Origin of the sequence: Nonomuraea sp. N2-4H, assembly GCF_045291505.1 — a bacterium.
Lineage (GTDB): Bacteria > Actinomycetota > Actinomycetes > Streptosporangiales > Streptosporangiaceae > Nonomuraea > Nonomuraea fastidiosa.
Window position 1 is genome coordinate 7,874,545 of the sequence record NZ_CP147987.1, and the last position, 26,793, is coordinate 7,901,337.

Annotated in this window: 17 protein-coding genes and 3 pseudogenes; 9 read left to right on the plus strand and 11 right to left on the minus strand. The window is 71.6% G+C overall.

The window, feature by feature from the left end:
* Nucleotides 1-70 precede the first annotated feature (70 nt).
* From WBK31_RS36425 to WBK31_RS36435, 3 genes and pseudogenes are all read right to left on the minus strand, one after another.
* Nucleotides 71-2,578, minus strand: a pseudogene (locus WBK31_RS36425) (BTAD domain-containing putative transcriptional regulator); the annotation flags it as partial.
* A 256-nt stretch (nucleotides 2,579-2,834) separates the two neighbouring features.
* Nucleotides 2,835-3,479 carry a GNAT family protein gene (locus tag WBK31_RS36430; protein WP_364064414.1) on the minus strand — a complete coding sequence of 215 codons (645 nt, stop codon included), beginning with the start codon at nucleotides 3,477-3,479 and terminating at the stop codon, nucleotides 2,835-2,837.
* Nucleotides 3,480-3,679: 200 nt separating this feature from the next.
* A pseudogene (locus WBK31_RS36435) lies at nucleotides 3,680-4,906 on the minus strand (pyridoxal phosphate-dependent aminotransferase); the annotation flags it as partial.
* Nucleotides 4,907-4,985: 79 nt separating this feature from the next.
* Here WBK31_RS36435 and WBK31_RS36440 point away from each other — a divergent pair.
* The 3 genes from WBK31_RS36440 to WBK31_RS36450 all read left to right on the plus strand — a co-directional run bounded on the left by WBK31_RS36440 (nucleotide 4,986) and on the right by WBK31_RS36450 (nucleotide 7,979).
* Nucleotides 4,986-6,005, plus strand: coding sequence for a LysR family transcriptional regulator (locus WBK31_RS36440; protein ID WP_364064408.1), 1,020 nt, complete (start codon nucleotides 4,986-4,988; stop codon nucleotides 6,003-6,005).
* Between the two features lie 32 nt (nucleotides 6,006-6,037).
* Nucleotides 6,038-6,730, plus strand: coding sequence for a ribonuclease HII (locus tag WBK31_RS36445; protein WP_364064755.1), 693 nt, complete (start codon nucleotides 6,038-6,040; stop codon nucleotides 6,728-6,730).
* Between the two features lie 265 nt (nucleotides 6,731-6,995).
* Nucleotides 6,996-7,979 carry an LLM class flavin-dependent oxidoreductase gene (locus tag WBK31_RS36450; protein ID WP_364064405.1) on the plus strand — a complete coding sequence of 328 codons (984 nt, stop codon included), beginning with the start codon at nucleotides 6,996-6,998 and terminating at the stop codon, nucleotides 7,977-7,979.
* Nucleotides 7,980-8,168: 189 nt separating this feature from the next.
* Here WBK31_RS36450 and WBK31_RS36455 read toward each other — a convergent pair whose 3' ends face one another.
* From WBK31_RS36455 to WBK31_RS36465, 3 genes are all read right to left on the minus strand, one after another.
* Complete coding sequence (locus tag WBK31_RS36455) at nucleotides 8,169-8,555, minus strand: SCO5389 family protein (RefSeq protein WP_364064403.1); 387 nt, start codon at nucleotides 8,553-8,555, stop codon at nucleotides 8,169-8,171.
* A 78-nt stretch (nucleotides 8,556-8,633) separates the two neighbouring features.
* Entirely contained in the window at nucleotides 8,634-9,572 is a 939-nt protein-coding gene (locus WBK31_RS36460; RefSeq protein ID WP_364064402.1) for an ATP-binding protein, read from the minus strand.
* A 728-nt stretch (nucleotides 9,573-10,300) separates the two neighbouring features.
* Nucleotides 10,301-11,626: an LCP family protein gene (locus tag WBK31_RS36465; RefSeq protein WP_406673883.1), complete on the minus strand. Its 1,326-nt coding sequence runs from the start codon at nucleotides 11,624-11,626 to the stop codon at nucleotides 10,301-10,303.
* Between the two features lie 178 nt (nucleotides 11,627-11,804).
* Here WBK31_RS36465 and WBK31_RS36470 point away from each other — a divergent pair, with 178 nt between their 5' ends.
* The 4 genes from WBK31_RS36470 (at nucleotide 11,805) to WBK31_RS36485 (ending at nucleotide 14,969) form a co-directional block, all read left to right on the plus strand.
* On the plus strand, nucleotides 11,805-12,536 hold the full coding sequence (locus WBK31_RS36470) for a class I SAM-dependent methyltransferase (protein ID WP_364064397.1): 732 nt from the start codon (nucleotides 11,805-11,807) through the stop codon (nucleotides 12,534-12,536).
* 32 nt (nucleotides 12,537-12,568) lie between these two features.
* Nucleotides 12,569-14,011 carry an MFS transporter gene (locus tag WBK31_RS36475; RefSeq protein WP_364064395.1) on the plus strand — a complete coding sequence of 481 codons (1,443 nt, stop codon included), beginning with the start codon at nucleotides 12,569-12,571 and terminating at the stop codon, nucleotides 14,009-14,011.
* A 219-nt stretch (nucleotides 14,012-14,230) separates the two neighbouring features.
* Nucleotides 14,231-14,734: a flavoprotein gene (locus tag WBK31_RS36480; RefSeq protein ID WP_406673884.1), complete on the plus strand. Its 504-nt coding sequence runs from the start codon at nucleotides 14,231-14,233 to the stop codon at nucleotides 14,732-14,734.
* A 28-nt stretch (nucleotides 14,735-14,762) separates the two neighbouring features.
* Complete coding sequence (locus WBK31_RS36485) at nucleotides 14,763-14,969, plus strand: hypothetical protein (RefSeq protein WP_378785820.1); 207 nt, start codon at nucleotides 14,763-14,765, stop codon at nucleotides 14,967-14,969.
* A 32-nt stretch (nucleotides 14,970-15,001) separates the two neighbouring features.
* On the opposite strand, the gene WBK31_RS36490 is transcribed toward WBK31_RS36485, so the two are convergent.
* The gene (locus WBK31_RS36490) at nucleotides 15,002-15,871 is read right to left on the minus strand and encodes a LysR family transcriptional regulator (protein WP_378785819.1); all 870 of its coding nucleotides are present in this window, start codon (nucleotides 15,869-15,871) and stop codon (nucleotides 15,002-15,004) included.
* 71 nt (nucleotides 15,872-15,942) lie between these two features.
* Here WBK31_RS36490 and dapA point away from each other — a divergent pair, with 71 nt between their 5' ends.
* The gene (dapA, locus tag WBK31_RS36495) at nucleotides 15,943-16,809 is read left to right on the plus strand and encodes a 4-hydroxy-tetrahydrodipicolinate synthase (protein WP_378785818.1); all 867 of its coding nucleotides are present in this window, start codon (nucleotides 15,943-15,945) and stop codon (nucleotides 16,807-16,809) included.
* A gap of 175 nt (nucleotides 16,810-16,984) precedes the next feature.
* On the opposite strand, the pseudogene WBK31_RS36500 reads toward dapA, so the two are convergent.
* From WBK31_RS36500 to WBK31_RS36510, 3 genes and pseudogenes are all read right to left on the minus strand, one after another.
* Nucleotides 16,985-21,800: pseudogene (locus WBK31_RS36500) on the minus strand (DNA repair ATPase).
* Complete coding sequence (locus WBK31_RS36505; RefSeq protein ID WP_406673885.1) at nucleotides 21,797-23,914, minus strand: SPFH domain-containing protein; 2,118 nt, start codon at nucleotides 23,912-23,914, stop codon at nucleotides 21,797-21,799. The pseudogene WBK31_RS36500 and the gene WBK31_RS36505 overlap by 4 nt, the downstream one beginning before the upstream one ends.
* Nucleotides 23,914-24,465, minus strand: coding sequence for a hypothetical protein (locus WBK31_RS36510; RefSeq protein ID WP_378785815.1), 552 nt, complete (start codon nucleotides 24,463-24,465; stop codon nucleotides 23,914-23,916). The genes WBK31_RS36505 and WBK31_RS36510 overlap by 1 nt, the downstream gene beginning before the upstream one ends.
* 134 nt (nucleotides 24,466-24,599) lie before the next feature.
* Between WBK31_RS36510 and WBK31_RS36515 the strand changes: the two genes are divergently transcribed.
* Nucleotides 24,600-25,523, plus strand: coding sequence for an NADP-dependent oxidoreductase (locus tag WBK31_RS36515; RefSeq protein WP_378785814.1), 924 nt, complete (start codon nucleotides 24,600-24,602; stop codon nucleotides 25,521-25,523).
* Nucleotides 25,524-25,621: 98 nt separating this feature from the next.
* On the opposite strand, the gene WBK31_RS36520 is transcribed toward WBK31_RS36515, so the two are convergent.
* Nucleotides 25,622-26,731: an aminoglycoside phosphotransferase family protein gene (locus WBK31_RS36520; protein WP_406673886.1), complete on the minus strand. Its 1,110-nt coding sequence runs from the start codon at nucleotides 26,729-26,731 to the stop codon at nucleotides 25,622-25,624.
* Nucleotides 26,732-26,793: the final 62 nt, after the last annotated feature.

Here is a 26,793-nt window from a genome sequence, read left to right on the forward strand (position 1 = left end):
AGCCCATCTCGGTGAAGATGGCCAGTCCCTTCTCCGCCGCGGCGATCGCGTCGTCGGGGCGGCCGAGACCCAGGTGATCGCGGGCGGAGTAGCTGAGCACCAGCGCCTCGCCGGCCGGTACGTCGTTGTCGCGGTAGAAGCGCATCGCCTCGTCGAAGAACGCCAGCGCCTCGGTGTGGCGGCGCTGCCTGCCGACGACGACGGCCAGCGCGTTGAGCACCTCGCCGGTGACGATCTTCTCCTTGCGGGCGACCGACAGCTCGTGGACGACCCTGAAGTGCTCTTCGGCCTCCTTGAGCCGGTTGGCGGCGAACAGCACCCGGCCGAGCACGTACCTGGCGCGCAGCTCGCTGCCCTGGTCGCCGTTCTTCAGCGCGGCGGCGAGCACGGCGCGGGTGCTCTGGTCGAACTCGCGCGTGTGGGTGCCCGACTCCAGCAGCGGCTCCATGGCCACCAGCAGGTCGGCGGCGGGCAGCAGGTCCTCTTCCGTGCGCGCGCAGGCGGCGGTCTGGTGGATGGTGGCGAACAGCGAGTCGCCCTCGGCGATGAGCCAGGCCACCGCCTCGTCCACGGTGCTGAACGTGCGGCCGGTGCCGATCACGACGAGGTTGGCCGAGATCATGCTGCCCTCGTACGCCAGCGCGTGCGCCGACTGCGCCGAGGCCAGGTAGAAGCCGAGCAGGCGGCGCAGGGCCAGCGAGCGGTCCTCGGGGCGCTCGGTGCGTTCCAGCTCCCGACGGGCGAAGAGCTTGAGCAGGTCGTGGAAGCGGTAGCGGCCGGGGGCGGGCGCTTCGAGCAGGCTCGCGTCCACGAGCGATTCGAGCACCTCCTCCGTCTCCAGCGCGTCGGAGGCCAGCACGGCGGCGGCCGCCCCCGCGGAGATGTGGGGGCCGTTCGACAGCGACAGCAGCCGGAACGCGCGGGCCTGCACGGGGGTGAGCTGCCCGTAGCCGAGCGCGAACGTCGCCTCCACGGCGAGGTTGCCCACCCGCAGCTCGTCGAGGCGGCGCTGCTCGTCGGCCAGCCTGGGCACCAGCGAGGCCACCGTCCACGAGGGGCGCGCGGCCAGGCGGGCGGCCACGATGCGGACGGCGAGCGGCAGGAAGCCGCAGGCGGCGACCACGTCCATGGCGGCGCCGTGCTCGGCCGAGACGCGCTCGGCGCCCGCTACGGCGGAGAAGAGCTGCAGCGCCTCGTCCGGCTCCATGACGTCGAGGTCGATGAGCCGGGCGCCGGGCAGGTCGGCGAGCTTGCCCCGGCTGGTGACGATGGCCGCGCAGCCCGGCGAGCCCGGCAGCAGCGGGCTGACCTGGCCGGCGTCGCGGGCGTTGTCGAGCAGCACGAGGATGCGGCGCTCGGCCAGGATCGAGCGGTAGAGCGCGGAACGTTCCGCAAGACCGTCGGGGATGACGTCCGGCGGGATGCCGAGCGCGCGCAGGAACCCGCCGAGCGCCGACTCCGGCGCGGTCGGCTCGTCGCTGTAGCCGCGCAGGTCGGCGTAGAGCTGCCCGTCGGGGAAGACGTCGGTGAGCAGGTGCGCGACGTGTACGGCGAGCGTGGTCTTGCCGACGCCGCCGATGCCCGAGATGGCCGCGACCGGCACGCCCTCGGCCGCCGACTGGGCCGAGAGCATCGTCCGCAGGCGTATCGCGACCTCCTTGCGTCCGGTGAAGTCGTTGACGGCGGCGGGGAGCTGTGCGGGCCTGGGCAGCTCGGGCGCGGCGGGCTGATCGTCCTCGGCGGCGGGCGGCTCCTCGGCGGTGACCGCCTCCGCGCCGGGCCTGACGGGAGCGGCGAGTGTGGGGTCGGCGGCGAGTATGCGCTGGTGCAGCGAGGTCAGCTCAGGGCCGGGCTCGATGCCCAGCTCGTCGATGAGCGCCTCGCGGGTCTCGGTGAAGACGTTGAGCGCGTCGCCCTGCCGGCCGCAGCGGTAGTAGGCGAGCATGAGCTGGGCGCGCAGGCGCTCGCGCAGCGGGTGCTCGGCGGTCAGCGCGATCAGCTCAGAGACGATCTTGGCGTGCTCGCCCAGCTCCAGGTCCACGTCCATGAGGGTCTCGATGACGCTGATGCGCCGCTCGATCAGGCGGTCGCGCTGGTGCTCGGCGTACGGGCCGACGGTGCCGGCCAGCGGCTCGCCCTCGAACAGGTCGAGCGCCTCGCGCAGCTCGCGGGCGGCCTCGGCGAGCCGGCCCGCCTTGCGCGCCTTCTCGGCCTGCGCGACCAGGCGCTCGAAGCGGGTCAGGTCGAGCGAGTCCTCCGGCAGGCGCAGCGCGTAGCCCCCTCCGATGGAGGTCAGCAGCTCGGGGCGGGAGCGGGCGGGCCTGCCTGGTTCGAGCACCGTGCGCAGGCGTGAGACGTACGTGCGCAGCGCTCCGAGTGCGCGCGGCGGGGCCTCCTCGCCCCAGACGGCGTCGATCATCTCCTGAGGGGTGACGGCGTGGCCCTCGCGCAGCAGCAGCATGCCGAGGATGGAACGCTGCAGCGGAGTGCCGAGGTCGAGTTCCTGGCCGTCATGCCAGGCGCGGACAGGACCGAGCACGGCGAACCGCAGCCCGCCATCGCCGCTCTGACCAGCCATGCCGTTCGTCTCCCAGCCAGCGAGATGATTTGTTGCCAAATGATAAGTCCATCGTTCTTTGACCACCTAGATCCAGACAGATCCGTTCATTCGCCCGTTGATCCGTCGTCAATCAGGTGTTGAACTCGCCCCTGAATGCTGAGAACCGGTGACGCGGGCACGCATCGCGGGGGCGTGTGTCTTACAGAGTGCGGGCAGGGCCGGAAAAATACCGGCCCCGCCCGGAAATTTCGGGCGGGGCCATGGGTGGACGGTTTCAGGCTGCCTCGACCAGACCGAGCCTCGTGCGCAGCCGGTCGCGCACGGCCGGCCATTCAGAGTTCAGGATCGAGTAGAAGGCGGTATCTCGGACCGTATTGTCGGCGCCCCGGCTGTCCGCTCGCCGCACCCCGTCGAAGTGTGCGCCGAGGGCCTCGATGGCGGCCCGGGATCTGGTGTTGCGTACGTCGGCCTTCAGCGTGATGCGGTGGACGTTCCAGTCGTCGAAGGCGTGCGAGAGCAGCAGGTATTTGCTCTCCCGGTTGACCCCGGTGCCCTGGGCGCTCGCGCCCAGCCAGGTGTAACCGATGTCCGCCACGGACGGGATGTCGCCCACCGCACCTCGCGTACCCGGTGGCCAGGGCATGGGGCCCTGCCAGTACTCCAGGTTCATGAGACGGGTGGCACCGACCACGCGGTCGGTGTTGAGCCACCGGATGGCGAAGGGCAAAGAGCGGCCCTCCGCCTGCTCAGCCATGGCCGCCTCCACGTAGGAGACCACCTCGTCCCTGCCGTTCGGGACGCGAGTGAAGGCGTAAGTGGAACGGTCTTCACTCGCCGCGGCGACCAGGTCATCGACCGCCGCGAGGCTGAGAGGCTCCAGGCGCACGAAGCGCCCGGACAGGGTGACAAGAGCGGGCATGAGCACATGATGGAGGCTGGTGGGCACCCCTGTGACCAGGCTTTCGCGCAGGAACTTTCCGCCGCTGTGACGGCCATGGTGTTTCCGCAGGTCAGAGGCCCCTTTTGGGGGAGGGTAAACCCGCTCTTGGGGAAAGATTCGCCTAACCGTGACATGGGGCGGTGACGAACGCCGGATGCGGCCGGGCTCACCGCGCCGTGACGGACCAGGGCCAGCTCTTTCAGCCCCGTCGACAGGAAGTCGAGATTGTCGGCTATCCACGGCAGCCGGAGCGGGTCCGGGCTGTGCAGAGCGGCCTCACGCTGCTCGGCGGTGTCGCCGTAGAGCAGGCTCACCGCGACGCGCACGCGGGCGGCCGAGGGGTCGTCGCCGAACGCGTGACCCGGCAGGACGCCGATGCCGTGGTTCTCCAGCAGGATCTTGGTGATCTCGGCGGAGCCGCCGAGCCTGAGGTGGCCGAGGTCGGGATAGAGGTAGAAGCCGCCCTGCGGGACGGGCGCCTCGGCGCCGATCTCCGCGAAGCGCTCGTGCACGGCCCTCGCCAGCGTGCCGTGCAGGCGGCGGCTGCGGGCGATGCGCTCGGTCAGCTCGGGCGGGTCGCTGAAGGCGTAGGTCGCGGCCTCCTGGACCGGCGCAGCGGGGGCGGACCAGATCTCGCTGGCCACCGCGAGCAGGTTCCTGCGCAGGGCGCCGTTCTCCGGCAGCCGGGCCACGCCGATCCGCCAGCCGCCCAGCGCGAGGCTCTTGCTCAGTCCGGTCGTGATGATCGTGCGCTCGGGCGCCAGCTCCGCCGGGGAGGTGTAGGTCAGGCCGGGCTCGTGCACGAGGTCGCGGTAGATCTCGTCGGAGATGATCGTCAGGTCGAGCTCGCGGGCGACCTGGGCCAGGCGGGCCACCGTCTCGGGAGTGGCCAGCCGGCCGGTCGGGTTGTCGGGCAGCGTCACCAGCACCGAGCTGACGGTCCTGCCGCGCGACCTGGCGCTGCGCACCTCGGCCGCCACCACGTCGGGATCGGGCACACCGCCCTCTCCCGGTGGTGCGGGCACCAGGATGGGACGCGATCCCACGAGGTCGGCCTGCGCGGCGTAGCTCACCCAGCTGGGCACGGGCAGAACGATGTCACCGCCGATCGCCAGCAGCAGGCCGTACAGTAGCGACTTGCTGCCGGGGCCGCAGACGACCATGTCGGAGTCGGTGGTCAGCCCCCGTCGTGTCCAGTAGCCCGCCGCCGCGGCGCGCAGTCCGGACGCCCCCGCGACCGGCCCGTAGCCGTTGCGTTCTGATGCGGCGGCCAGCTTGTCGCGCAGCGCCGGGTGGACGGGCAGACCTGCCTCGCCGAAGGCCAGGTGCAGCACGCGTTCCCCGGCGCGCCGTCTTCGTTCGATGTCCTCGTTGGCCGCCAGAGTGGCGGACAGGGTCACGGTCATGTTTGTCACGTTCCCAGGGTGATTGGATGAAGGCATCAGCACAAGCGAGGCTTTTCGTGGGTAGGCATAAGGAAGTCTGATGCTCGAATTGAGACGTTTGGTCCTGATCTGCGAGTTCGCTAGGAAGGGCAGCATCGCGGCGGCGGCGGAGTCGCTGGGCTACAGTCCATCGGCCGTCTCCCAGCAGCTGGCCGCGCTCGAACGCGAGACCGGCACCGCCCTCATCGACAGGACCGCGCGCAGCGCCGAGCTGACCGACGCGGGCCGCCGCCTCGTCATGCACGCCGAGCGCATCCTGTCGATGGTCGAGGAGGCCGAGTCCGACCTGTCCGCCCACGCGGGCAAGCCGGCCGGGCGGGTCGTCGTCACCGCCTTCCCCACCGCCGCGGTGGCGTTCGCGCCCGCGCTCGCCCGCTCCTTGCGCCGCCACACCGAGTTGACGTTGCGGCTCGGTCAGAGCAGGTCGGGGCGGGGCCTGCGCGAGGTGCAGTCGGGCGAGGTGGACATCGCGCTCGTGGACGACTGGTACGGCCGCGTCCGCGACAGCGACAGCCTGCGCGTCTTCCCGCTGCTGCACGACCCGCTCGTGCTCGTCGTGCCGCGCAAGCACCGCCTGGCCGACCCCGACGTGCCCGTTGACCTGCGCGAGCTGCGCGATGAGCCGTGGATGGCCACGCCGGACGGTGAGCCCTCGCGTCTGGCCGTGGACCGGTTGCTCGTCGACGTGGGCGGCACCAGGCCGAGCCCGTGGGAGTTCGAAGGTCTCGGGACCATCCTGTCGCTCGTCGCCAAGGGCATCGGCATCGCCGCCGTACCCGCGCTCGCTTTGGCCGCCGGGGTGCGGGGGCTGGCCGTGCGGCAGTTCCCCGGCAACCCGGTGGGCCGCGACGTGCACGCCGTCGCCCGCGGCTCCAGCGTGCACCGGCCGTCGGTGTCGGTGACGCTGCGGGCCATCCACGTGGCCGCCCGCCTGATCGCCGCCGACCTTGAGCCGGTCAGCCTGGCCGAGCGCTCCCGCACCGACCAGCCGCCGCTCGACGGGCTCGACGTCCGCGTGAGCTCGGCCAAGCACGTGGCCGGGCGGCAGTTCGGCGAGTGACCCTCGATCGTTCGGTCCGCCTGGGGCGCGCGATCGCGGTAGCGTCTGCGGCCATGGCGCCTACGTACGAGATCGAGCGACTCCTGCTCTCCCAGCCAAGCACGCGCACGGTCGCGGGCGTCGACGAGGTGGGCCGCGGCGCCTGGGCCGGGCCCGTCCTGGTCTGCGCGGTCGTCACCGACCTGTCAGAGCCGCCCGCCGGGCTCACGGACTCCAAGCAGATCTCCGAGGCCAAGCGCGGGCCGCTGGCCGCCGAGCTGGCCGAATGGGCCGCCGGCGTCGGCTACGGCGAGGCGAGCCACCGCGAGATCGACACGCTCGGCATGACCGAGGCGCTGCGCCGGGCGGCGCGCAGGGCGCTCGAGGCCCTGCCGGTACGCCCCGACGCGGTGATCCTCGACGGCAAGCACGACTACATCGGAGCGCCGTGGCCGGTGCGGCTCGAGGTCAAGGGGGACGCGGCCAGCATCTCGGTCGCCGCGGCCTCCGTCCTCGCCAAGGTGCGGCGCGACGCCTACATGGCCTCGCTCGGCTGCGACGAGTACGGCTTCGCGGAGAACGCGGGCTACCCCTCGCCCGCGCATCAGGAGGCGCTGGCACGGCTGGGACCCACCCAGCACCACCGGCTCTCCTGGTCATACCTTGACGAGCTGCCCCAATGGCGGCATTTGAAGCATCACCGCGACCCGCTCGTCGGAGAAGGCCAGGTCAGCCTCTTCGGCTGAGGGGTCCGCGCGCCGGCTCTCCGGCTGAGTGTTCGCCCGGGGTGGGCCGAGCGTTCGCGTGAGGTGGAGCGGGCGCCGGCGGCGCGTGGTGTGCGGAGCGTTTTAGCGGTGCGTGGGTCCGCTCCGGGTGTGAGGCGCCCTGCTGGGGTGAGATGCGTGCCGGGTGTTCGCCCGGCGTGGGCAGGTGTCGCTGCGCGGGGCGGGTGTGGGCGGGCTCCGCATGTCGGCCCGCATACGCGCCCTGGCATCGGTCATCATTCCGAGCATGCGGATCGGGATCTTTGTCGTCGCGGGGCTGTTCCCCGGGCGGGAGGCCGGGCGGGTGCTGGCCGACGCCGTCGAGTGGATCGTCGCGGCGGAGGAGGCGGGGTTCGACGACGCGTGGATCGCCGAGCACCACTTCATGCCGTACGGCGTGTGCCCGTCGCCCACCACGCTGGCCGCCGTCGCGGCGGGACGTACCAGCCGCATCGGGCTGGGCACGGCCGTGAGCGTGCTGTCCACGCAGCATCCCGTGGCGCTCGCCGAGCAGGCGGCGGTGCTGCACCACCTGTCGGGCGGGCGGTTCACGCTCGGCGTCGGCAGGGGCGGGCCGTGGGTGGACCTCGAGGTGTTCGGCACCGGACTCGAACGGTTCGAGCGGGGCTTCGGCGAGTCGCTCGACCTGCTGCTCGCCGCCCTGTCGGATGGGCGGGTCTCGGCGGACGGCGAGTTCTTCCGCTTCCGCGAGGTGACGATGGTGCCGCAGGCGCGGATGCGGCCGGTCGTCGCCTGCACCTCTGAGCCGACCGTGCGGCTGGCGGCCGAGCGCGGGCTGCCCATGCTGCTCGGGCTGCACATCGGAGACGACGAGAAGGCCGCCATGGTCGAGCGCTACCGCGCCTTCGGCGGGCCGCCGGTCGAGCACGTGGCGGCGGGGGTGGCGTACGTGGCCGACTCGACGATCGGGGCGGCGCACGAGCTCATGCGTACGATGCCGGCCTGGCTGGGGCCCGGCCTCGCCGGATACGAGCCGGTGGACGATCGGCCACGGCCGCACCGCGACGTGGACGACTACGTCGAACTGCTCACGAAGATCCACCCGGTCGGGTCGCCCAAGCACTGCGCCGACACCCTGCGCCGGACCTCGGAACGCACCGGCATCGAGCACTTCGTGCTGCTGGTGGAAGGGCTCGGCGAGCACCGGCGGACGCTGGAGAACATCAGCCGGTTCGGCGCCGAGGTGCTGCCGCTGCTCCGCGACCATTGACCGCGGACGCGGCTCGCTCCGCCTCTGTGCGGCTTGCACCGCCCTTTGCGCGGCTTGCACCGCCCTCTGTGCGGCTCGCTCCGCTTCTGTGCGGCTCGCACCGCCCGCTGTCCGGCCGCTTCGTTTCCGAGCGGTGTGGCGCGCGGGCCGCCGACCGGCGAGCCGGGGAGCCGGCTCGCCGGAGGAAGCTCAGCAGTCGACGAGCTCCGGTTTCTGGTTGAGGATCTGCGCGCGCGGGGTGACGAAGTCGGCCAGCGCCTTCGTGGCCGTCGGGTCGAAGACGGCGACCCGGTGGCAGTTCTGGAAGGCCAGGCGCACGCCGTAGTGGCGCTCAAGCGCGCCGCGCATCGAGTCGCTCGCCATGCAGCGCAGGAGCTGGCCGCGTGCCTCTTCCGACGGCGGCGGCACCTGGTTGTCGGCGAACTCGGCCCCGCTCTGCTCACGCTGCTTGACCAGGTCGCTGATCAGCGACCACGCGTACGGCAGCGAGTCGCGGACGCAGGCGAGGAACGCCTCGTCGTCCACCTCACCGGCTTTGGCCTGGTCGAGCAGATCGTTCGGAACGGTCAGCGACATGCTGTCTCCTCTCGGATGGGCTCAAATCGGACGTTAGATCGCTGGAGCGGGCATGCTCCAGAGCCTTGACCGGCACAGTCATGTGGTCGTGGGGCCGTAGACGAAGTCGGGGTCGATCTGCTCGGCCAGGTCGCGGCCGGTGCGGGCGTTGCCCCACGCCTCGGCGTTGCGCAGGTGGAACTCGATGGTCTGGCGGCCGAACTTCGCCCAGTCTTTCTGCTGCTCGTCGAGGGTCTTGCGGAGCAGCGCGAGCGCGTCGGCGTTGGCCGGCTCGAGGTCGTCGAGAGTGAAGTGGCGGCCCTGCTCCAGCGCGCGGACGGCGGCGGAGTGCTCCATCCAGGTAAGGAGATCGTCACCTACGTGCTCGCGCAGGAACTCGACGTCGGACTCGTTGTGCACCTTGTTGCCGACCACGGCCAGGGCGACGTCGTACTGGGCCGCGTAGTCGCGGTATTGGCGGTAGACGCTGACGCCCTGCCGGGTCGGCTCGGCCACCAGGAACGTCAGGTCGAAGCGGGTGAACAGGCCCGAGGCGAAGGAGTCGGCGCCCGCCGTCATGTCGACGACGACGTACTCGCCGGGGCCATCGATCAGGTGGTTGAGCAGCAGCTCGACGGCGCCGACCTTGGAGTGGTAGCAGGCCACGCCCAGGTCGTCCTCGCTGAACGGGCCGGTGGCGAGCAGGCGCACGCCGTCGGGGGTGGTCAGGCCGTAGGGGTCGGTGAGCAGGTCTTCGAAGTCGAGCAGGGTGGAGCCGCGGCCCGGAGGGGTGGTCTTGACCATGGCGTCGGCGGACGGGATGCGGGGGTTGGTGCCGCGCAGCCGGTCTTTGATCTCGGTGAGGTGGGCGCCCAGCGGCTCGGGCTGGCGGTCCAGGCCGAGCACCAGGGCGAGGTGCTGGTTGATGTCGGCGTCCATGGCGACCACCGGGGCGCCCTGACCTGCCACGTGCCTGGCGAACAGGGCAGAGATCGTCGTCTTGCCGCTTCCGCCCTTTCCGACGAACGCCACTCTCACGGGATGCTCCAAGAATGATGATGAAAACCGTTTCCAGTTGCGGTGGTCATCATCATGCCACAGCGCGTGAAGGTTGAGAGCCCTTTTTCGGCTGCGCCGGGCGAGTGGCGGGCGAGTGGCCGAGTGCGTCGCTGGGGGTTGTGGGGGTACGCGGCTTATCGGCGGGGACGTGCTGCTCGCCAGCGGGCGCGCGGGCTGCTCACCGGCGGACGTGGGCAGCTCGTCGTCGGACGCAGGCTGCTCACCGGCGGGCACGGCGCGTCTCACCGGCGGGCACGGCGCGTCTCACTGGCGGGCACGGCGCGTCTCGCCGGCGGGTGCGGCGCGCCACGCCGGCGGTGGTAGCGCGCCTTATCGGGGGCCGGGGCGTGAGGGCGCCCGCTGGCGGCGCTGTGCCATCGCCTGCGGGCCGGGGCGCTCGCCCGTCCGAAGGCGCTCACCGGTCCGAGCCTGCAACCGGCCGGAGTGGCTCACCGGTCCGAGCCTGCAACCGGCCGGAGAGGCCCACCGGTCCGAGCTTGCAGTGGCCCAAGGCGCTCGCCTGCCTGAGCCGCGCAGTGGCCCCACTCGCTCTTGGTGCGAGGCGCGTGGCGGTGGGGTGGTGGGCTTTCGCCGGCGCGCTCACCGCGGCCCGGGGCTCGCCGGGGCCCGTGCTCGCCGGGGCCCGGGGCTCGCCGGAGCTCGGGACTCACCGGAGCCCCAGGGGCTCATCGGCGATCGGGGAGGGCCTACTGGCAGGCGGTGTCCAGGGTGAGGGGGTCGTCCTGGGCGGGGGTGGTGGTGGCGGTGGGGGCGTGGGCGGTCGTGGTCGAGGCGGGCGGGTCGAGCGCTTCCTTGACCTTGCGGCGGATGAGGTACCAGTCCGGGTACGCGGTGTTGATCAGCGGCGGCACGAAGCTCAGGCTGCGGATCTTGGCGTTCTTGACCTTGCCGGCCAGGTCGATGACGGCGGGCAGCAGGTCCTGGGGGAGGTCGGTGGAGATGGCGCGCTTGGTGGCGGCGGCGAGGCGTTCGAAGCTGTTCAGCACCGTCACCGGGTCGGCCTGCTTGGCGACGGCGTTGAGCAGGCACTTCTGGCGGCCCATGCGGACGTAGTCGTCGCTGTCGGTGCGCGAGCGGCCGAACCAGAGCGCCTCCTGGCCGGAGAGCTTGCGGGTGCCGGCGGGCAGCAGGCCCTCGCGGTACTTGCCGTACACGATGGGGGCCTTGATCGTGACCTGCACGCCGCCCATGGCGTCGATGATCTCGGCGAAGCCCTTCATGTCCACCATGGCGTAGTAGCTCACCGGGATGCCGAGGATGTCGCTGACAGTGGCCTTCAAAAGGGTGGATCCGCGCTTGCCCGCCGCCACGCCGGGCACCATCTCGGGGTGATCCTCGGCGTACTGGTAGATCTCGTTGAGCAGCCCCGGCGTGTCTGGGCCGCTGCCGGTGAAGCCGTACGGGAAGAGGTCCCTGGCCGGGCCGGCGGGCAGCGGCACCCGCTGCAGGTTGCGCGGCAGGCCGAACAGCACGGTGGCGCCGGTCTCCACGTCCACGCTGGCCACGGTGATGCTGTCGGTACGCACCCCCGGACGCCCCGGCGCGGCGTCACCGCCGAGCAGCAGGAAGTTGACCCGCTCCGCACCGTTCCACGGGTCCTGGGCGAGCACGGGCGCGGTGGTGCTGCTGGGCGTGAAGAGCGTGTTGACGACGTCGCGGGACAGGTAGGCGAGGCGGGTGGCGTACACGGTGGGCGCGAGGATGAGCGCGCACAGCGCGACCGTCAGCGTGGTGCTGAAGAAGCGGCCGACGGTGTCGGAGCGCTCGGGCCGGACGAGGAGCCACGACCACACGATCACGCCGGTCCAGGCCAGGGCGATCACCGCGACCCCGGCGGTGAGCCAGGACAGCCAGTAGGGCTGCACGGCCAGCGAGAGCAGGTGGGTGCTGAACGCGGTGAACACGGTCAGCACGCCGGCCAGCATCAGCACGTACGCGGCCATCAGCGCCAGCCCTGTTCTGCGGCGCTCCACGGCGAGGTGGGCGACGCCCCACAGCAGTGTCGAGGCCACCGTCAGCGCGAGGCTCGCGCCGAGTCCGAAGCGTCGATTTGCTCCCGTCATGCCTGGTCAAACCCCCATAGACGGCCCATCCCAGCAACGGTAGTAATGCTCCGCTCCGGGCCCTTGGCGCGAAAGGGAAGAGTTGCTTCAAATACCAGTCAAGCGAAACTTGAGATATAACTTGAGTGTGCGCAAGCGACACGGTCGTTACGGTTTCGACGCGCCGTGGCCCCTGGTGGGCCTCTTCCTGGGCGCGATCTTGTTGCTGGCCCTCGCGGTGATCTCGTTCGTCGTCGACGTCGCCGCCGCGGGCGTCGCGTTCACCTTCGGCGGGCTTTACACGCTGGCCAGCGCGTTCAGCTACCTCTACACGACCAGGCGCGGCAAGTTCGCGGTCTGGGACGAGGAGCTGCGGCGGCTGCGCGGCGACGAACGGGTGCTCGACCTCGGCTGCGGCCGGGGCGCGGTGCTGCTGACGGCCGCCAGACGGCTGACCGACGGCGGCCGGGCGACCGGCGTCGACCTGTGGCTCTCGAAGGACCAGACGGGCAACACCGAGGCCGCGGCCAGGGCCAACGCCGAGGCGGAAGGCGTCGCCGACCGGGTGGACCTGGTCACCGGCGACCTGCGCGACCTGCCCTTTCGCGACGACGGCTTCGACGTCGTGCTCTCCGGCCTGGCGCTGCACAACATCCCGTCGGCCGAGGGCCGCGCGCAGGCCGTGCGCGAGGCGTACCGGGTGCTGCGGCCCGGCGGGCTCATGCTGCTCGCCGACTTCCAGCACGCCCCCGACTACGAGCAGACGCTGCGCGACCTCGGCGTGATCGACGTGCGGCGGCGCGATGCCGGGTGGCGCTACTGGTACGGCGGTCCCTGGTTCGCCACCACGATCGTCGAGGCCAGGAAGCCGACCGGATAGAAATTCCGCTCACCGGGTAGCGACGTGACCTTATGAGCGACGTTGAAACCGGCACCATCACCACGAAGGTGCCCGCCCGGCTTGATCGGCTGCCATGGTCCCGCTGGCATTGGATGATCGTCATCGGCCTCGGCACCGTGTGGATCCTCGACGGGCTCGAGGTCACGATCGTCGGTAACCTCTCGGCGCGGCTCGCCACGCCAGGCAGCGGCCTCGACATCACACAGGCGCAGGTGGCGGGTACGGCGGCCGCGCTCTACGTCGCGGGCGCGTGCTCGGGAGCGTTGTTCTTCGGCTGGCTGACCGACAGGTTCGGCCGCAAGAAGCTGTTCATCATCACGCTGGTCGTCTATCTGGTGGCGACGCTGCTGACCGCGCTCTCCTTCAGCGCGTGGTGGTTCTTCCTGTTCCGGTTCATCACGGGGTTCGGCATCGGCGGCGAGTACGCGGCCATCAACTCCGCCATCGACGAACTGATCCCGAGCCGGCATCGAGGTCGCATCGACATCATCATCAACGGCAGCTACTGGCTCGGTGCGGCGGGCGGCGCGCTGCTGACCGTGCCGCTGCTCAACGACCTGCCGGTCAACATCGGGTGGCGGGTCGCGTTCGGTCTGGGCGTGGTGCTGGGTCTGGCCATCCTTCTGGTACGCCGCAACGTGCCGGAGAGCCCGCGCTGGCTGTTCATCCACGGCAGGGACCGCGAGGCCGAACAGCTCGTCGACGACGTCGAGCGCCAGATCGGCCGGGACGACCTGCCGGAGCCCGACAAGGCGATGACCATCCACCAGCGCAAGTCGATCGGGTTCGTCCGGATCGCGCACACCATGGTCGCGCTCTACCCCAAGCGCACGGTGCTGGGGCTGTCGCTCTTCATCGGGCAGGCGTTCCTCTACAACGCCATCACCTTCGGGTACGCGCAGATCCTGTCCACGTTCTTCGGCATCGACACCTACACGGGTTACTACTTCGCGGTCATCGCGCTCGGCAACTTCTTCGGCCCGCTGCTGCTCGGCCACCTCTTCGACACGATCGGCAGGATTCCGATGATCTCGGCCACGTACATCGGGTCGGGGGTGCTGCTGCTGGGCACGGCGTGGCTGTTCAACGAGGGCGCGCTGACGGCGGTGACGCTGACTGCGTGCTGGTCGGTGGTGCTGTTCGTGGCCTCGGCGGGGGCGAGCTCGGCGTACCTGACGGTCAGCGAGATCTTCCCCATGGAGACCAGGGCCATGGCCATCGCGTTCTTCTTCGCCATCGGTACGGCGGCGGGCGGCATCGCCGGTCCGCTGGTGTTCTCCTCGCTGGTGGAGAGCGGGGTGCCGGGGGACACGGCGCTGGCGTTCACCATCGGCGCGCTGATCATGATCGCGGGCGGGCTCGTGGAGCTGTTCCTGGGCGTGAAGGCGGAACGCAAGGGGCTGGAGGACATCGCCGCGCCGCTCTCGGCCGCGGAGACCACGAAGGCCGTCTGACGGCGGGGATGGTCGGCACGGCGGGTGTGGTGGTGCGGTTCGTGTGACGGCGGGTGTGGTGGTGCGGTTCGTGTGACGGCGGGTGTGGTGGTGCGATTCGTGCGACGGCGGGCGCGGTGGCGCGGGCGGCGTGTGAGCGGGGTGTCGTCGCGCGTGGCCGTTTCCCGGCGAAATAGGGGATGCTGGACATCGGTTTCGCCGGGTGTGGGAGGGCAGCGCGTGAAGGGGGAGCTCTACCTCGTGGTCTGCGCCGCGGGCGCGGCCTCCGAGGTCGGCAGGTTCGTCGGCATGGCGCAGGACGACGGCTGGGAGGTGCAGGTCGTGGCCACGCCGTCGGCGCTCGACTTCATCGACGTGCCGGCCCTCGAACGCCAGACCGGGCGGCCCGTGCGCAGCCGTTACCGCAAGCCGCACGAACCCAAGCCGCCCAGGGCCGACGCGTTCGTGGTGGCGCCCGCCACGTACAACACGATCAACAAGTTCGCGCAGGGCATCGCGGACACGTACGCGCTGGGCGTGCTGGCAGAGGCGCCTGGGCTGGGCCTGCCGGTGGTGGTGCTGCCGTTCGTCAACGAGGCGCTGTCGTCGCGCACCGCGTACCGGCGCAGCGTCCGCGACCTGCAGGCCGACGGCGTACGCTTCGTCCTCGACCGCGACGGCGACCCGTGGGAGCGGGCACTGGCCGAGCTGCGCGCGGCGACGTCCGGCTCGGCGAAGGGATGACCATGGGACCGGCCGAGCGGGTGACGCGGTGGCGCTACTACGGCGGCGCGAGTGCGCTCATCGTCGAGATCATCACGAGGGACGCGGCGGCGATCGGGCCCAGGCCGTCGGCAACGGCGGTCAGCGGCTGCTCCTCGTACCCGATGAGCGGCTCGTGGTGGCGATGACGGCGGGGGAGTACGACCGCGCGCACACCAGCGCGGTGGCCGCCCTGGACGCCGTGCTCGGCCGATAGACCGGCCGCCGCTCTCCGCGCGACCCGCCGGGTCAGAGCGGCAGGTGGGCGGTGGCGGAGCGGAAGGCGGTGACGGCCGCTCTGATGGCCGGGTGCTCGCCGTTCCCGCGTCTGAAGGCCGCGAGCGTGCGGCGGCCGAGCGGCAGAGGGGTGAGCCGGACGCCCTCCGGCGGCGCGGTGGCCGCGAGGTGCGGCACGAGCGCGACCCCCTGACCCGCGGCGGCGAAGGCGAGCACGGTGTCGAAGTCGTCGATGTGATGCCGGACGATCGGCTCGAACCCGGCCGCCTGGCAGGCCCTGATCGCCATCAGGTGGCAGAGCGTGCCGGGCTTGCCGGTGATCCAGGGGTCGTCGCGGGCGGCGGCGATCGACGGCCGGTCGGTGAGGTACATCGGCTCGCTGAACAGCGGCTCCGTCTCGATGGACGCGTCGGTGACGGGCGGGACGAAGTCGTACTCGTGCACGAGCGCCACGTCCAGCTCCCCGGCCCGCAGCGCGGCCGAGACGTCGGCGGGGTCGATCTCCGACACCATCGGCTCAAGGCCCGGGTGCGAGCCGGTCAGGTCGGCGAGCGCGGGCGGCAGCAGCACACGGGCCGCCGTGGGGAACGCGCCGATGCGCAGCGGACCCAGGGGCCCGCCGCGGGCGGCGGCGAGCGCGGCGGAGGCGCGTTCGAGCTGCTCAAGCACGGCCTGCGCATGCTCGACCAGCAGGTGACCCGCGGGCGTCAGCGTCACCGTGCGCCCGGTGCGCTCGAGCAGCGGCACCCCCGCCTCCCGTTCGAGCGCGCTGAGCTGCTGGGAGACGGCCGACGGCGTGAACGTGACCGCCTCGGCGACGGCGGCGATCGTGCCGCGCCTGGCCAGCTCGCGGAGAAGGTGCAGCTTGCGAGGATCGAGCATAAGTTCAGCTTAAGCTCGAACGAAGAAATCCGTGCTGGACCTAACGTATGGCGGGGCGGCACGCTCGAAGCATGCTGACCGGAATCCACGTACCGCTGATCACTCCCTTCGACGCCGCCGGCGCGGTGGCCGTGGACGCCATCGAGAAGCTCGGCCGCCACGTGCTCGACGAGGGCGCGTCCGGGCTGGTCGCGCTCGGCACCACCGGTGAGGTCGCGGCGCTCGACCAGGACGAGCGGGCGCGGGTGATCGAGGCGTGCGCGCGGGTCTGCGCCGAGCGGGAGGTCCCGCTGACGGTGGGCGTCACCGGCAACGACACCCGCGGCACGGCGGCGGCCCTGCGCGCGCTGCCCTCCGGGGTGAGCGCGGCGCTGGTGACCGTGCCGTACTTCCTGCGGCCCGGCGAGCGCGGCGTCATCGCGCACTTCGAGGCGCTGGCCGAGGAGTCGCCGGTGCCGCTGGTGATCTACCACATCCCGTACCGGACCGGGCAGGCCGTGAGCGCGGCCACGCTGCGGCGGCTCGCCGCGCACCCGAACATCGCGGGGGTGAAGTACGCGACGGGCGGCGTCGATCAGGACGCCGTCGATCTGCTGGGCGACGTGCCCGAGGGCTTCGCCGTGCTGGGCGGCGACGACGCGGTCATCTCGCCGATGCTGGCGCTCGGCGCGGTGGGCGGCATCCTGGCCTCCGCGCACCTGGAGACCAGGAGCTTCGCCGACCTGGTGACCGCCTGGCACACCCGGGACGTGGCACGGGCCCGCGACCTCGGGCGGCGGCTGGCCCGGCTGTCGGCGGCGCTGTTCGCCGAGCCCAACCCGACCGTCATCAAGGGCGTGCTGCACGCCCGCGGGCTCATCCCGACGCCGGACGTCCGCCTCCCGCTCGTGCCCGCAAGCCAGGAGGCGGTCACCCGCGCCGCCTCCATCCGGCTCTGACCACCTCAGCCAGGGGGCGGCACAGGCTTTCCCTCCGGTTCTGGCCGCCTCCCACCAGGGGGAGGACATCCGGCGCTTCCCCGGTTCGGGGGCGGCGGTCCTGCCACGCCGCCCCCGAACGCCGTACAGAGGTGAGGCCGTTCCGCCTGCCTGGCCGCGCGAAGCGCGAGGCCCTTCAGCGGTTCGAGCGCTCGATCGCCGAGCCGACCTCGCCCACACGGTCGGCGAGCAGGCCGAGCGCGCCGACCGCGCGCACCATCGGGTCGTCCTCGGCCCCGCCCAGCGCCTTGTCCCGCAGGTACGCGGCCTTGACCGCCGCCCAACGCTCCGCCTGAGCGGGGGTCAGCAGGCCGCGCAGCTCGGCCAGCTTGAGCAGGTTGGCCTCGGCGTCGGCGGTCAGCGTCTGCGCCTCGCCCAGATAGTGATCGTCGATCAGCGCTTCCAGCTCGGCATCGTTCATCGCGGGCACGATGCGCTCGGCCATCTTGTTCATGTTCCGGTACGACCCCTGTAGCCGATACGGCGGCTCCGTACGCGCCGAGTCCGCCTGGGCCGCCGAGGCGATGTAGGCCCGGTTGTTGGCCAGCACCACCTCCTGGACCCGGATCAGCTTGCCCAGCACGTCCAGGATCCGTTCCAGCTCGGGCTTGGTGTACGGGTGCTTGAGCTGGTCCGGCTGGACGGTGGTGTCGCCCTTGGCCAGGCGTACCAGCAGCTCGACGTCGGACCGGTCGCGGCCGGAGAGCGGCGTGAGCACCGGGTTGGAGGTCAGCGCGTTGTCGATGTAGCTGAGCGCGAACAGCTCCTCCCGCCCGGTCAGCACGTCGCCCAGGTTCCACACGTCGGCCCGGTTGGCGAGCATGTCGGGGATCTGGAAGCGCTTGCCCGACTCGGTGTACGGATTGCCGGCCATGACCACCGCGAACCGCTTGCCGCGCAGGTCGTACGTCTTCGTGCGCCCGTTCCAGACGCCCTCGATGCGGCGCTGGGCGTCGCACAGCGAGATGAACTTCTGCAGCAGCTCGGGCGAGGTGTGCTGGATGTCGTCCAGGTAGAGCAGGGTGTTGTTGCCCGTCTCCAAGGCGAACGAGATCTTCTCGACCTCCTGCCTGGCCGTGGCGTCGGGCGCGTCGGCCGGGTCGAGCGAGGTCACCTCGTGGCCCAGCGCGGGGCCGTTGACCTTGACGAAGACCAGGCCGAGGCGGCTGGCCACGTACTCCATCAGCGTGGTCTTGCCGTAGCCGGGCGGCGAGATGAGCAGCAGCAGGCCGTTCTGGTCCGTACGTTTGCCCGCCCCGGCCGCCCCGAGCTGCTTGGCCAGGTTGTCGCCGATGAGCGGCAGGTAGACCTCGTCGAGCAGCCGGTTGCGGACGAAGGCGCTCATCACCTTCGGCTTGTACTCGTCGAGGCGCAGGCGGCGGCGCTCGGCCTCGACCAGCTCGCTCCTGCGCCGCTGGTAGGCGCGGAAGGCCGGCACCCGCTCGGCCGCGAACCGCCGCACGCGCGGCAGGATCTCGTCCAGCCGCAGGTCGAGCGAGCGGTCCTTGATGCGCGGGTGGGTGCCGAGCAGGCCGTGCACGGTCTCGGCCGTGGTGGCGCTGGAGTCGTGGCGGGGCAGGTCGCACAGCAGCACCGCGACCGCCTCGGGCAGCTCGGGCCCCTTGCGGTACGCGCTCAGCCAGGCGTCGGCGAGCTGGAGGCGTTCCGGCAGCGGAAGCGTCTTCAGATCGTCGTCGAACTCGCGGCTCTTGGCCGGGCCGAGCGCGTCACGGAACCCTTCGAGCAGGTCCCGCGCCGCCTTCCCGGTGACGAAGCCGGCGGGAGTGCCGCCCAGCTCCTCCACCAGGTACTCGCCCGCGAGCGGCGCGAGCCCGGACGGCCAGGAGGGGGCCGTCTGCTCGATGAAGCGGGCGATCGCCGCGCCCAGCTCCCCGGCCAGCTCGGCGACCGCCGCCGAGGGGCCGAACAGCTCCCTGGCGCGCACCAGCGACGCGGCCCGGGTGGCCAATGTTTTACGTGAAACCTCGTCCGTCCCGAAGGCCCAGAAGAGCTGCGCCGCCGCCCGTACGTCCGCCGGATAGCGCAGCAGCCCCGCCCCGTCGCGGAGCCGGACCAGCGTGTCGAGGATGAGCGTGGCGTCGTGGTCGTGGACGCCGCGCTCGTATCCCTCGTCGTAGCGCGACTCGGCGGCGCGCCTGACGACGTCGGCGAGCGGCGCGCCCGGCGTGACCTCGTCGAGCAGGGAGACCGCGAGGTACTCCGCCCGGTACACCTCCGGCGTCTCCGACACCAGCGTCTGCTCCCAGAACGGCCGGGTGTCGGCGAACGAGTCGGGCACCGGCGCCCGGTAGTCGGTGCCGGTGATCGCGAAGTGCATCGAGCCGTCGTGCGGCACGAGCGTCAGGTCGATCGGCTGGGTGTTGACCGCGAAGCGGTGGTGGCCGAGCCGCAGCGTCTCGCCGCCGTCGTCGTACAGGTCGAGGCGGTCGCGCAGGGCCCGGCCCGCCTCCTGCTGCGCGGCCTTGACCCGGCCCTCCAGCTCCTCGGCCCGTACGGCGTCGCCCAGCTCGCGCAGCTCGGCTGCGGCCGAGCGGACCTTGGCCACCATCGGGTCGGTGGCGAAGTAGGTGTTGACCTCGTCCAGCGAAGCGAGCGAGCCGAGCCGCCTGCTGACGCCCGACAGCACCCGCTCGGCGGAGGCGAAGACCCGGTCGGCGCGCCTGGCCAGCTCGTCGAGCTGGGTCTGCTTGCGCGCGGAGAACGCCTCGTAGACGTCCTCGCGCTTGGCGGCGAGCTGCGCGGCGAAGTCGTCGAACTCGCCGAAGCGCGTCTCCAGGTTCTCGATCTGCAGCATCAGCCGGCCGAGCTGCTCGTCGCACTTGGCGGGCGTGTCGGCCATCGCGAGCGCGCCGGTGACGGCCTGCCCGAGCAGCGCGAACTCGGCGGCGAACGCGGCCCTGCCCTCCGCGCCGAGCAGCTCGCGACGGCGGCCGTCGAGCACGGCCCTGGCCCGGTTCACGCCGCCGAGCACCTCGGCGATGCGGCTCAGGATCGAGGTGCGCACGGTCGCGTCGGCGATGTCCAGCGACCCGACGACCTCGGTGACGACCTCAAGCCCCTCGGCCTGCTCGGCGAGCCGGTCGGCGACGGGCGCGGCCTCGGCGGCGGTCTCGATGGCGGCGGCCTCGGCGGCCAGGCGTTCCACGGCGGCGTGGTACTCGGTGAAGGCGTCCTCACCGGACAGGAACGCGACGGCCCGCCGACCGGTGTCGTCCACCGCCTCGGCGACGGCCTCCGACAGCCGGTCGAGCGCGGCCAGGTCGATGTAACGGGTCTCGCGCAGCGTCACCAGGTGGCCCTGGGCGCGGCGCAGCGTGGCCAGCAGCGTCACCCAGGCGTCGGCGGTGGCCGGGTCGTCGGCCTGCGCGCGGCGGACGAGCCGGCCGGTCTCCTCCTCGGCCGCGGCCAGCGTGCGCGCGGCCTCGCGGGTGAGCTGCTCGACGTTCTCGTACTCGTCGAGCACCTGCTCGGCGGTGGCGCGGACGTCGGTGAGCGGCCCGAGCAGGCCGTGCTCGCCCAGCCAGTGGTAGGAGTCGAACGCCCGTGTGCAGGCCGCGATCAGCCCCTCGAACGTGCCAGGCCGACGGCGCCATCTCCTCGACCATCCGCGCCACCGACAGGCAGTCGGAGATGCCGCGCACCAGCTCGGCGTTGCCGATGCGCTCCAGCGGGCCGGTGCCGGCGGGCTGGGCGGCGGCGTACGTGTCGGACACGTACGGCGTCTGCCACACCTGCATGGGGTGCACCCGCGTCGGCTCGTCGGAGGTGGCGCGGAAGACCACCATCGTGCCGTCGTCGAACAGCGAGTACCCGTGGCAGACGATGGGGGTGGCCACCTCCTTCCTGATCACGTTGTACGGCAGCAGCAGCGAGCGCCCGTCGCCCCTGGCGTGGAAGACGTACAGGACGTCCTCGCCGTTGGGTGAGCGCACCACGCGCTCGAACTCCAGGTCCGTGACGTCGGTGTCGAACGTCTTGCTGACCCCGGTGGCCAGGTAGTAGCCGCCGGGGAAGATCAGCCCCTGGTCCTCGGGCAGCCGCTGGCACGCCTGCCCGATGCCGTCGAGCCGCTCGACGGCCTTGGTGCGGGTGTTGAACACCAGGTAGCGCCAGTCGGGCTCCTTGTACGGCCGGATCCGCATGAGGATGAGCGGCCCGACGCGGGCGTACTCGACGTCGGCGTCGCCGAGGCTCTGCAGCGGCTCGGCCACGGGCTCGGCGTAGATGCCCGCCCCGGTCTCCGTGTTGTCCTCGATCTTGATGGTGAGGTCGCCGCCGACGGTCTCGACGAACACCTCGCCCTCGATCGAGATGTGCGGGTGGCGGCCGAGCACGTGGTCGTCGCGGGTGGTGGCGATCCACTCGAAGTCGTGGGACGGCGGGAACACGTGGTCCCGCTCGCCCCGGTTGTCCAGGTACTTCGGTACTCCGTGCTCGTCGACCGCCCAGCGCAGCACCCGCGTGTCGCCGGGTCCGGTCATGAACACCGCGAGCAGCTTGCCCTCGACCCGCCTGAGCTGCTGCAGCCGGGTCTCCTTGTAGTACCGGTACAGCTCGGCGAAGTCCTTCTTGAACGCCGGGTCCTCCAGCGCCGCCAGCCGGTCGGTGTCGAAGCGGAAGGCGTCGCCGTCCCTGGAGAAGCGGTGCACGGCGAACACGTCGGACACCGTCGTCTCCGGCTTGAGCCCGATGAACACGTTGTAGCCGAAGAGCATCACGTCGCCCAGGGAGACGATGTCCCTGGGGACGCAGTTGTGCTCCGTACGGATGCGCTCGGTGCCGAGCAGGCGCAGCTCCGTGCCGCCGAACACCTTCAGCCGCTCGTCGTTGAGCCTGGCCGCCGCCTCGGCGAGCGCCTTGGCCTGAGCCTGGAGGCGGTTCCTCAGCACCTCGTAGGTGCCCGCCTCCAGGCTCGTTTCGAGCGAGCTCACTTGGCGCCGGCCGGCACGGACACCGGCGAGGCGGCCGCCACCGAGACCGGCGAGTCCGCCACGCCCAGCCTGCGGGCGGTCTCCAGCAGCTCATGCAGGGCCGACGACTGCGGGCCGCCGTTCTGGATGAGCCGCATGAGCAGGGCCGAGACGGTGACGTTCTTGAGGTCTTCCGTGCTCACGCCGCCGATCACGTTCGCCAGGTCCTGCGCGAAGCTCGCCTCGCCGTTGACGTACGGCGCGGTGATGGCGTCGGCCAGCTTGGAGTGGTTCACGAACCCGTCCACGGCCTTGCCCGCGGTGATCGAGCCGACCACCTTGTCGAAGAACATCGTGTCGCCGCCGACGATGTCGATGTTGGCCTTGGACAGCCCGGCCGCGAGCACGCTGGCCTGCGACTCGGCGACCTGCCGGGTGACGTCGATGTGCTTGAGCCGGATCTCCTTGTCGGCCTCCAGCCGCAGGCGGTACTCCTCGTGGGCGCGGCTCGCCTCGTCCAGCGCGGCCATCGCGGCGGCCTTCTCGGTCAGACCCTCGGCCTCGGCCTTCAGCTTCTCGCCCACGGCAGCGGCGGCGGCATGCGCCATCGCCTGCTCGCCCTCGGCCTGGGCCTTGAGCCGCTCGCCCTCGACCAGCGCCATCGCCCTGGCGCCCTCGGCCTCGGCGGCCAGCCGCTCCTTCAGCGCCAGCGCCTCGGCGCGGCCCACCTTCTCGATGGCCTCGGCGTCGCGCTCCTTGACCTGCACCTCGGCCAGGCCCGCCGCGGCGGCCTCGGCCTGCAGGCCCTCGGCCAGCCGGATCTTGGCGCGCGCCTCCAGGTCGGCGGCCTGCTGCCGGGCCTCGGCGAGCACCAGCTCCTCGCGGGCTTTGAACTTGGACGCGGCCTCGGCGGCTTCTGCGGCCTTGATGTCCTTGACCAGGTTTTCCTGGGCCTCGGCCTCGGCGGCGATGATGACCTGCTGGCGGGTGCGCTCGGCCTCCTCGACCACGCGCAGCCGCTTGATGGCCTCCTCCTGCTCGGCCACGGTCTTGTCCACCGCGATGCGCTCGCGGATGACCTCGGCGATCGAGCGCTTCTCGGTCTCGATCTCCTTGTCCTTGGCGATGCGCGACAGCTCGGTCTCCCGCTCGCGGGCGATGACCTCCAGCATGCGGTCCTTCTCGATGCGCTCGGACTCGATGGCGATGACCCGCTCGCGGTTCTTCTCGGCGACGGCGATCTCGCGGGCGCGGTTCTCGTTCGCGATGCCGAGCTGCTCGTCGGTCTTCAGGTGCGCGGTCTGGGCGCGCAGCCGCTCCTCGGCCTGGACGCGGGCGATCTCCGCCTCCTCGCGGGCCTTGACGGTCTCGATCTCCCTGCGCTGCTTCATCTCCGCGTCGGCCTGGCGGCGCTCCAGCTCCAGGATCGCCTCGCGGGCGTCCACGTTCTGGCGGGTGATCTCCTTCTCCTCGTTGCGCTGGTACTCGTTGGTCCGCACGTGCTCGATCGCCGTCAGCTCGGTGATCTTGCGGATGCCCTGCGCGTCGAGGATGTTGTTCTTGTCGAGCTGGTGCAGCGCGGTCTGCTCCAGGTAGTCGATCGCGGCGTCCTCAAGGCTGTAGCCGTTGAGGTCGGTGCCGATCAGCCGGACGATTTCGTCGCGGAACTCGTCGCGCTTGGTGTAGAGGTCGACGAAGTCGAGCTGCTTGCCCGCGGTCTTCAGCGCCTCGGAGAACTTCGCGTTGAACAGCTCCTGCAGCGTGGACTCGTCGCTGGCGCGGGCGGTGCCGATGGCCTGCGCGACCTTGATCACGTCTTCGGCGGTCTTGTTCACGCGGACGAAGAATGTGATCTTGATGTCGGCTCTGATGTTGTCGCGGCAGATCAGGCCCTCGCGGCCGGTGCGTTCGATCTCGATGGTCTTGACCGAGATGTCCATGACCTCGGCCTTATGGATGACCGGAAGGACCACCGCGCCGGTGAACGTCACATCGACCTTATTGATCTTCGACACGATGAGTGCCTTGCCCTGCTCGACCTTGCGGAAAAGGCGGCCGATCACGAGCAGCAGGCCGATCACGATGACGAGGATGACGGCGAGGAAAACGCCGAAACCGGTGGAGATGACGTCCATCAGTGCTCACTTTCGTACGGCATGACCAAGAAGAACTCGCCGTCTTTGTCGTAGTCGAAGATCAGTGCGTGCTCGCCGCGGGACAGGCGGTCGGCGCCGGTCGTGCGCACCTGCACGACCGCGGAAGAGCCGTCGGCGGCGGTGACCTCGGCCTGGCCGAAGTCCGGAGTGGCGGTGCCGGTGCGGATCACGCACATCTGGCCCACGAAGTCGCTGCGCGAGCGCGTCTCCCCTTGCGGGAAGAGCGCTCGCAAGGGTTTCAGCAGCGTACGTATGGCGAGCCAGGCCACGGCCAGGGCGGCGAAGGGAACGGCCACGAGCAGGCCGCCGCTCGTCACCGTGGCGCCGATCAAGCACAGCAGCCAGGCGAGCGCGACGAAGAGCGACAGCGCGACACCGGCGGGAACGCCCCCGAATCCCAGCCATGCGGCGTCGTCTTCAAGCTCGAAGAGACCGGTGATGACGGCCAGCCAATAGGCGATGACCACCACGAGAAGGAAAGTGAAAATGACAGTCGGAAAAGCCAGCGAGATGTGGATGAAGTCGGTCATGCAGCCTCGGTATCGCCCTGTCCCCCGTGTGTGTCCAGTCGGACTATATCTACATAAAGTACGAGTAAAGGGAAAAGTTCCCCACTCGAGATCGGGTTGACCTCAAGCGCTCTTGAGGTTGCAGCCTGGTCGGCATGAGCGAGGTCATGAGGGCGGCCGCCTTCAGCGAACCAGGCGGCCCGGAAGTGCTGAAGGTCATGGAGCTGCCCGCCCCGCAGGCGGGGCCGGGCGAGGTCAGGGTGCGTGTGCGGGCCGCCGGAGTGCAGCCGTTCGACACGGCCGTCCGGCAGGGGTTCCTGCCCGCGTACATGGAGTACGTTCCTTATCCGCGCATCCCCGGCAACGAGTTCGCCGGCGTGATCGATCAGGTGGGGACCGGGGTGACCGGCCTGTCGGCGGGTGACGAGGTGCTCGGGTTCAGCGCGTTGCGTTCTTACGCCGAGTACGTCGTGGTGCCGGCCGCCAACGTCGCCGCCAAGCCCGCCGAGGTGCCGTGGGAGGTGGCCGGCGGGCTCACCGCGGGCGTGCAGACGGCCGAGCTGGCGCTCGACGACATCGGGTTGGGCGCGGGAGACACGCTGCTGGTGCACGCCGCCGCCGGGGCCGTGGGCACCGCCGCCGTGCAGATCGCCAGGCGGCGCGGCGCCACCGTCATCGGCACCGCCCGCGAGGCCAACCACGACTACCTGCGCTCGCTGGGGGCCATCCCCGTCACGTACGGCGACGGCCTCGCCGACCGGGTGCGCGCGCTCGCGCCTGGCGGGGTGTCCGCCGCACTCGACGGGGCCGGCGGGCACGCTCTGGACGTCTCCCTAGAGCTGGTCGCCGACCGGCAGCGCATCGTCACGCTGGCCGAACACGGCAAGGCCGACGCGCTGGGGGTGCGGCTGGTGCGCGGCGAACGCTCAGCCGAGCGGCTCGGCCGGTACGCGCGCCTGTACGCGGCCGGGGAGTTCGCCTGGCCGGTGCGGTGGACGTACCGGCTGGAGGAGGCCGCGGAGGCGCACCGCGAGGTGGAGGGCCGCCACGGCGCCGGCAAGGTCGTCCTGACCATCTGACGCCCTCCCGCGACTGCTCGCGAACCCGTGAGGCGGGTCTCGGACCGGCGGTCGGCGGGGCGGTTTCGGCCGGGTGCCTGCTTCTGGTCGCTCGCCGGTCACCAACGGGTGTGCACGGCTTCGGCGATCGTGAGCTGGACGTCGTCCAGTTCGCGCGCGCCTTCGCGGACCAGCCAGAGGCAGTTCTGCAGCACCCGGCCGAGCGTCCAGCCGGCCGCCCTGCGGCGGTCGAGGCCGAGCCCGTCGGTCATCAGGTCGAAGCGCCGCAGCACCGCCCGGCGCGCGTCGCCGGTGGCCACGGCCTCGTCCCAGCGGTTCCACAGGGCGGGCAGCAGCTCGAAGCCGGGGTCGCCGGCCAGCGGCTTCGGGTCGATGGCGAGCCACGGCTCCCGCTCGGCCGCCAGCACGTTCGCGTAGTGCAGGTCCCAGTGCAGGAGCCGGTCACGGTGGCCGCCCGCCAGCTCGGGGGTCAGCTCGGCGACCGCGGCGGCGCAACGACGCAGCCAGTGGCGGTCGCGCTCGCGCGGCAGCTCCGCCACGGCCCTGTCCGCCTCCGCGAGCATTCGCCGCGCGATGTCCTCTAGCCGCCGCAGCCCGTGGGGTGCGGGGTTCGCCACGCCCGCGTCGCTTCCAGAACCGGCCTCGTCGCCCTCGGACGGGGGAGGCGGGTCCGTGGGCATGGTGCTGCCGGACGCGGGCCGGCCGGGCGCCGGGTGGCTGGGTGCGGGACGGCCGGGCGCGGGGCGGCCTGGGCCGGGCGCGGGACGGCTGGGTGCGGGCTGCGGGGCGGGGTGGGCGGAGAGGCGGCGAAGGAGGGCGGTCAGGACCTCGAGGGCGGCCATGACGTCGGGGACGGCCTCCAGCGACCGGTCCGCCTCCAGGCGTTCGAGCAGCAGGGTGCCGGTGGCGGGGTCGGCGTCGAGCAGGCGTACGGAGCCGTCGCCCGCCCACGTGCGCAGCGCCAGCCCTTCGTGCGCGGTCTCCTCGGTGACAGGCTGGAGCTTGAGCGCCGCCCGCGTGCCGTCGGCCCGCACCACGGGCAGCACGAGCGCCACGATGCCGTGGCTCGGCTCACCGTCGGGCCGCAGCCCCCACTCGTCCAGGAAGCGCTCGGCGAGCGCGGGCAGCGCGGCGACCCAGGCCGGCCCCGCGTCCTCCGCGTGGCGCAGGTGAGAGGCGGTCAGGGCCGGGGGCACCGTGATCCTCATGGCCCCAGTCTGCCAAGAAGTCCGTCACGGCTGCGCGGCCTGCGCTCCTGTCTGCCAAGAAG

Excerpts from the sequence above, each read along its gene's own strand:
- WBK31_RS36440 (WP_364064408.1), top strand. The coding sequence starts at position 4,986 with ATGCTCGAATTGAGACGTTTGGTCCTGATCTGCGAGTTCGCTAGGAAG.
- WBK31_RS36505 (WP_406673885.1), bottom strand. The coding sequence starts at position 23,914 with ATGGACGTCATCTCCACCGGTTTCGGCGTTTTCCTCGCCGTCATCCTC.
- WBK31_RS36520 (WP_406673886.1), bottom strand. The coding sequence starts at position 26,731 with ATGAGGATCACGGTGCCCCCGGCCCTGACCGCCTCTCACCTGCGCCAC.
- WBK31_RS36475 (WP_364064395.1), top strand. The coding sequence starts at position 12,569 with ATGAGCGACGTTGAAACCGGCACCATCACCACGAAGGTGCCCGCCCGG.
- WBK31_RS36490 (WP_378785819.1), bottom strand. The coding sequence starts at position 15,871 with ATGCTCGATCCTCGCAAGCTGCACCTTCTCCGCGAGCTGGCCAGGCGC.
- dapA (WP_378785818.1), top strand. The coding sequence starts at position 15,943 with ATGCTGACCGGAATCCACGTACCGCTGATCACTCCCTTCGACGCCGCC.
- WBK31_RS36430 (WP_364064414.1), bottom strand. The coding sequence starts at position 3,479 with ATGCCCGCTCTTGTCACCCTGTCCGGGCGCTTCGTGCGCCTGGAGCCT.
- WBK31_RS36450 (WP_364064405.1), top strand. The coding sequence starts at position 6,996 with ATGCGGATCGGGATCTTTGTCGTCGCGGGGCTGTTCCCCGGGCGGGAG.
- WBK31_RS36515 (WP_378785814.1), top strand. The coding sequence starts at position 24,600 with ATGAGCGAGGTCATGAGGGCGGCCGCCTTCAGCGAACCAGGCGGCCCG.
- WBK31_RS36455 (WP_364064403.1), bottom strand. The coding sequence starts at position 8,555 with ATGTCGCTGACCGTTCCGAACGATCTGCTCGACCAGGCCAAAGCCGGT.
- WBK31_RS36510 (WP_378785815.1), bottom strand. The coding sequence starts at position 24,465 with ATGACCGACTTCATCCACATCTCGCTGGCTTTTCCGACTGTCATTTTC.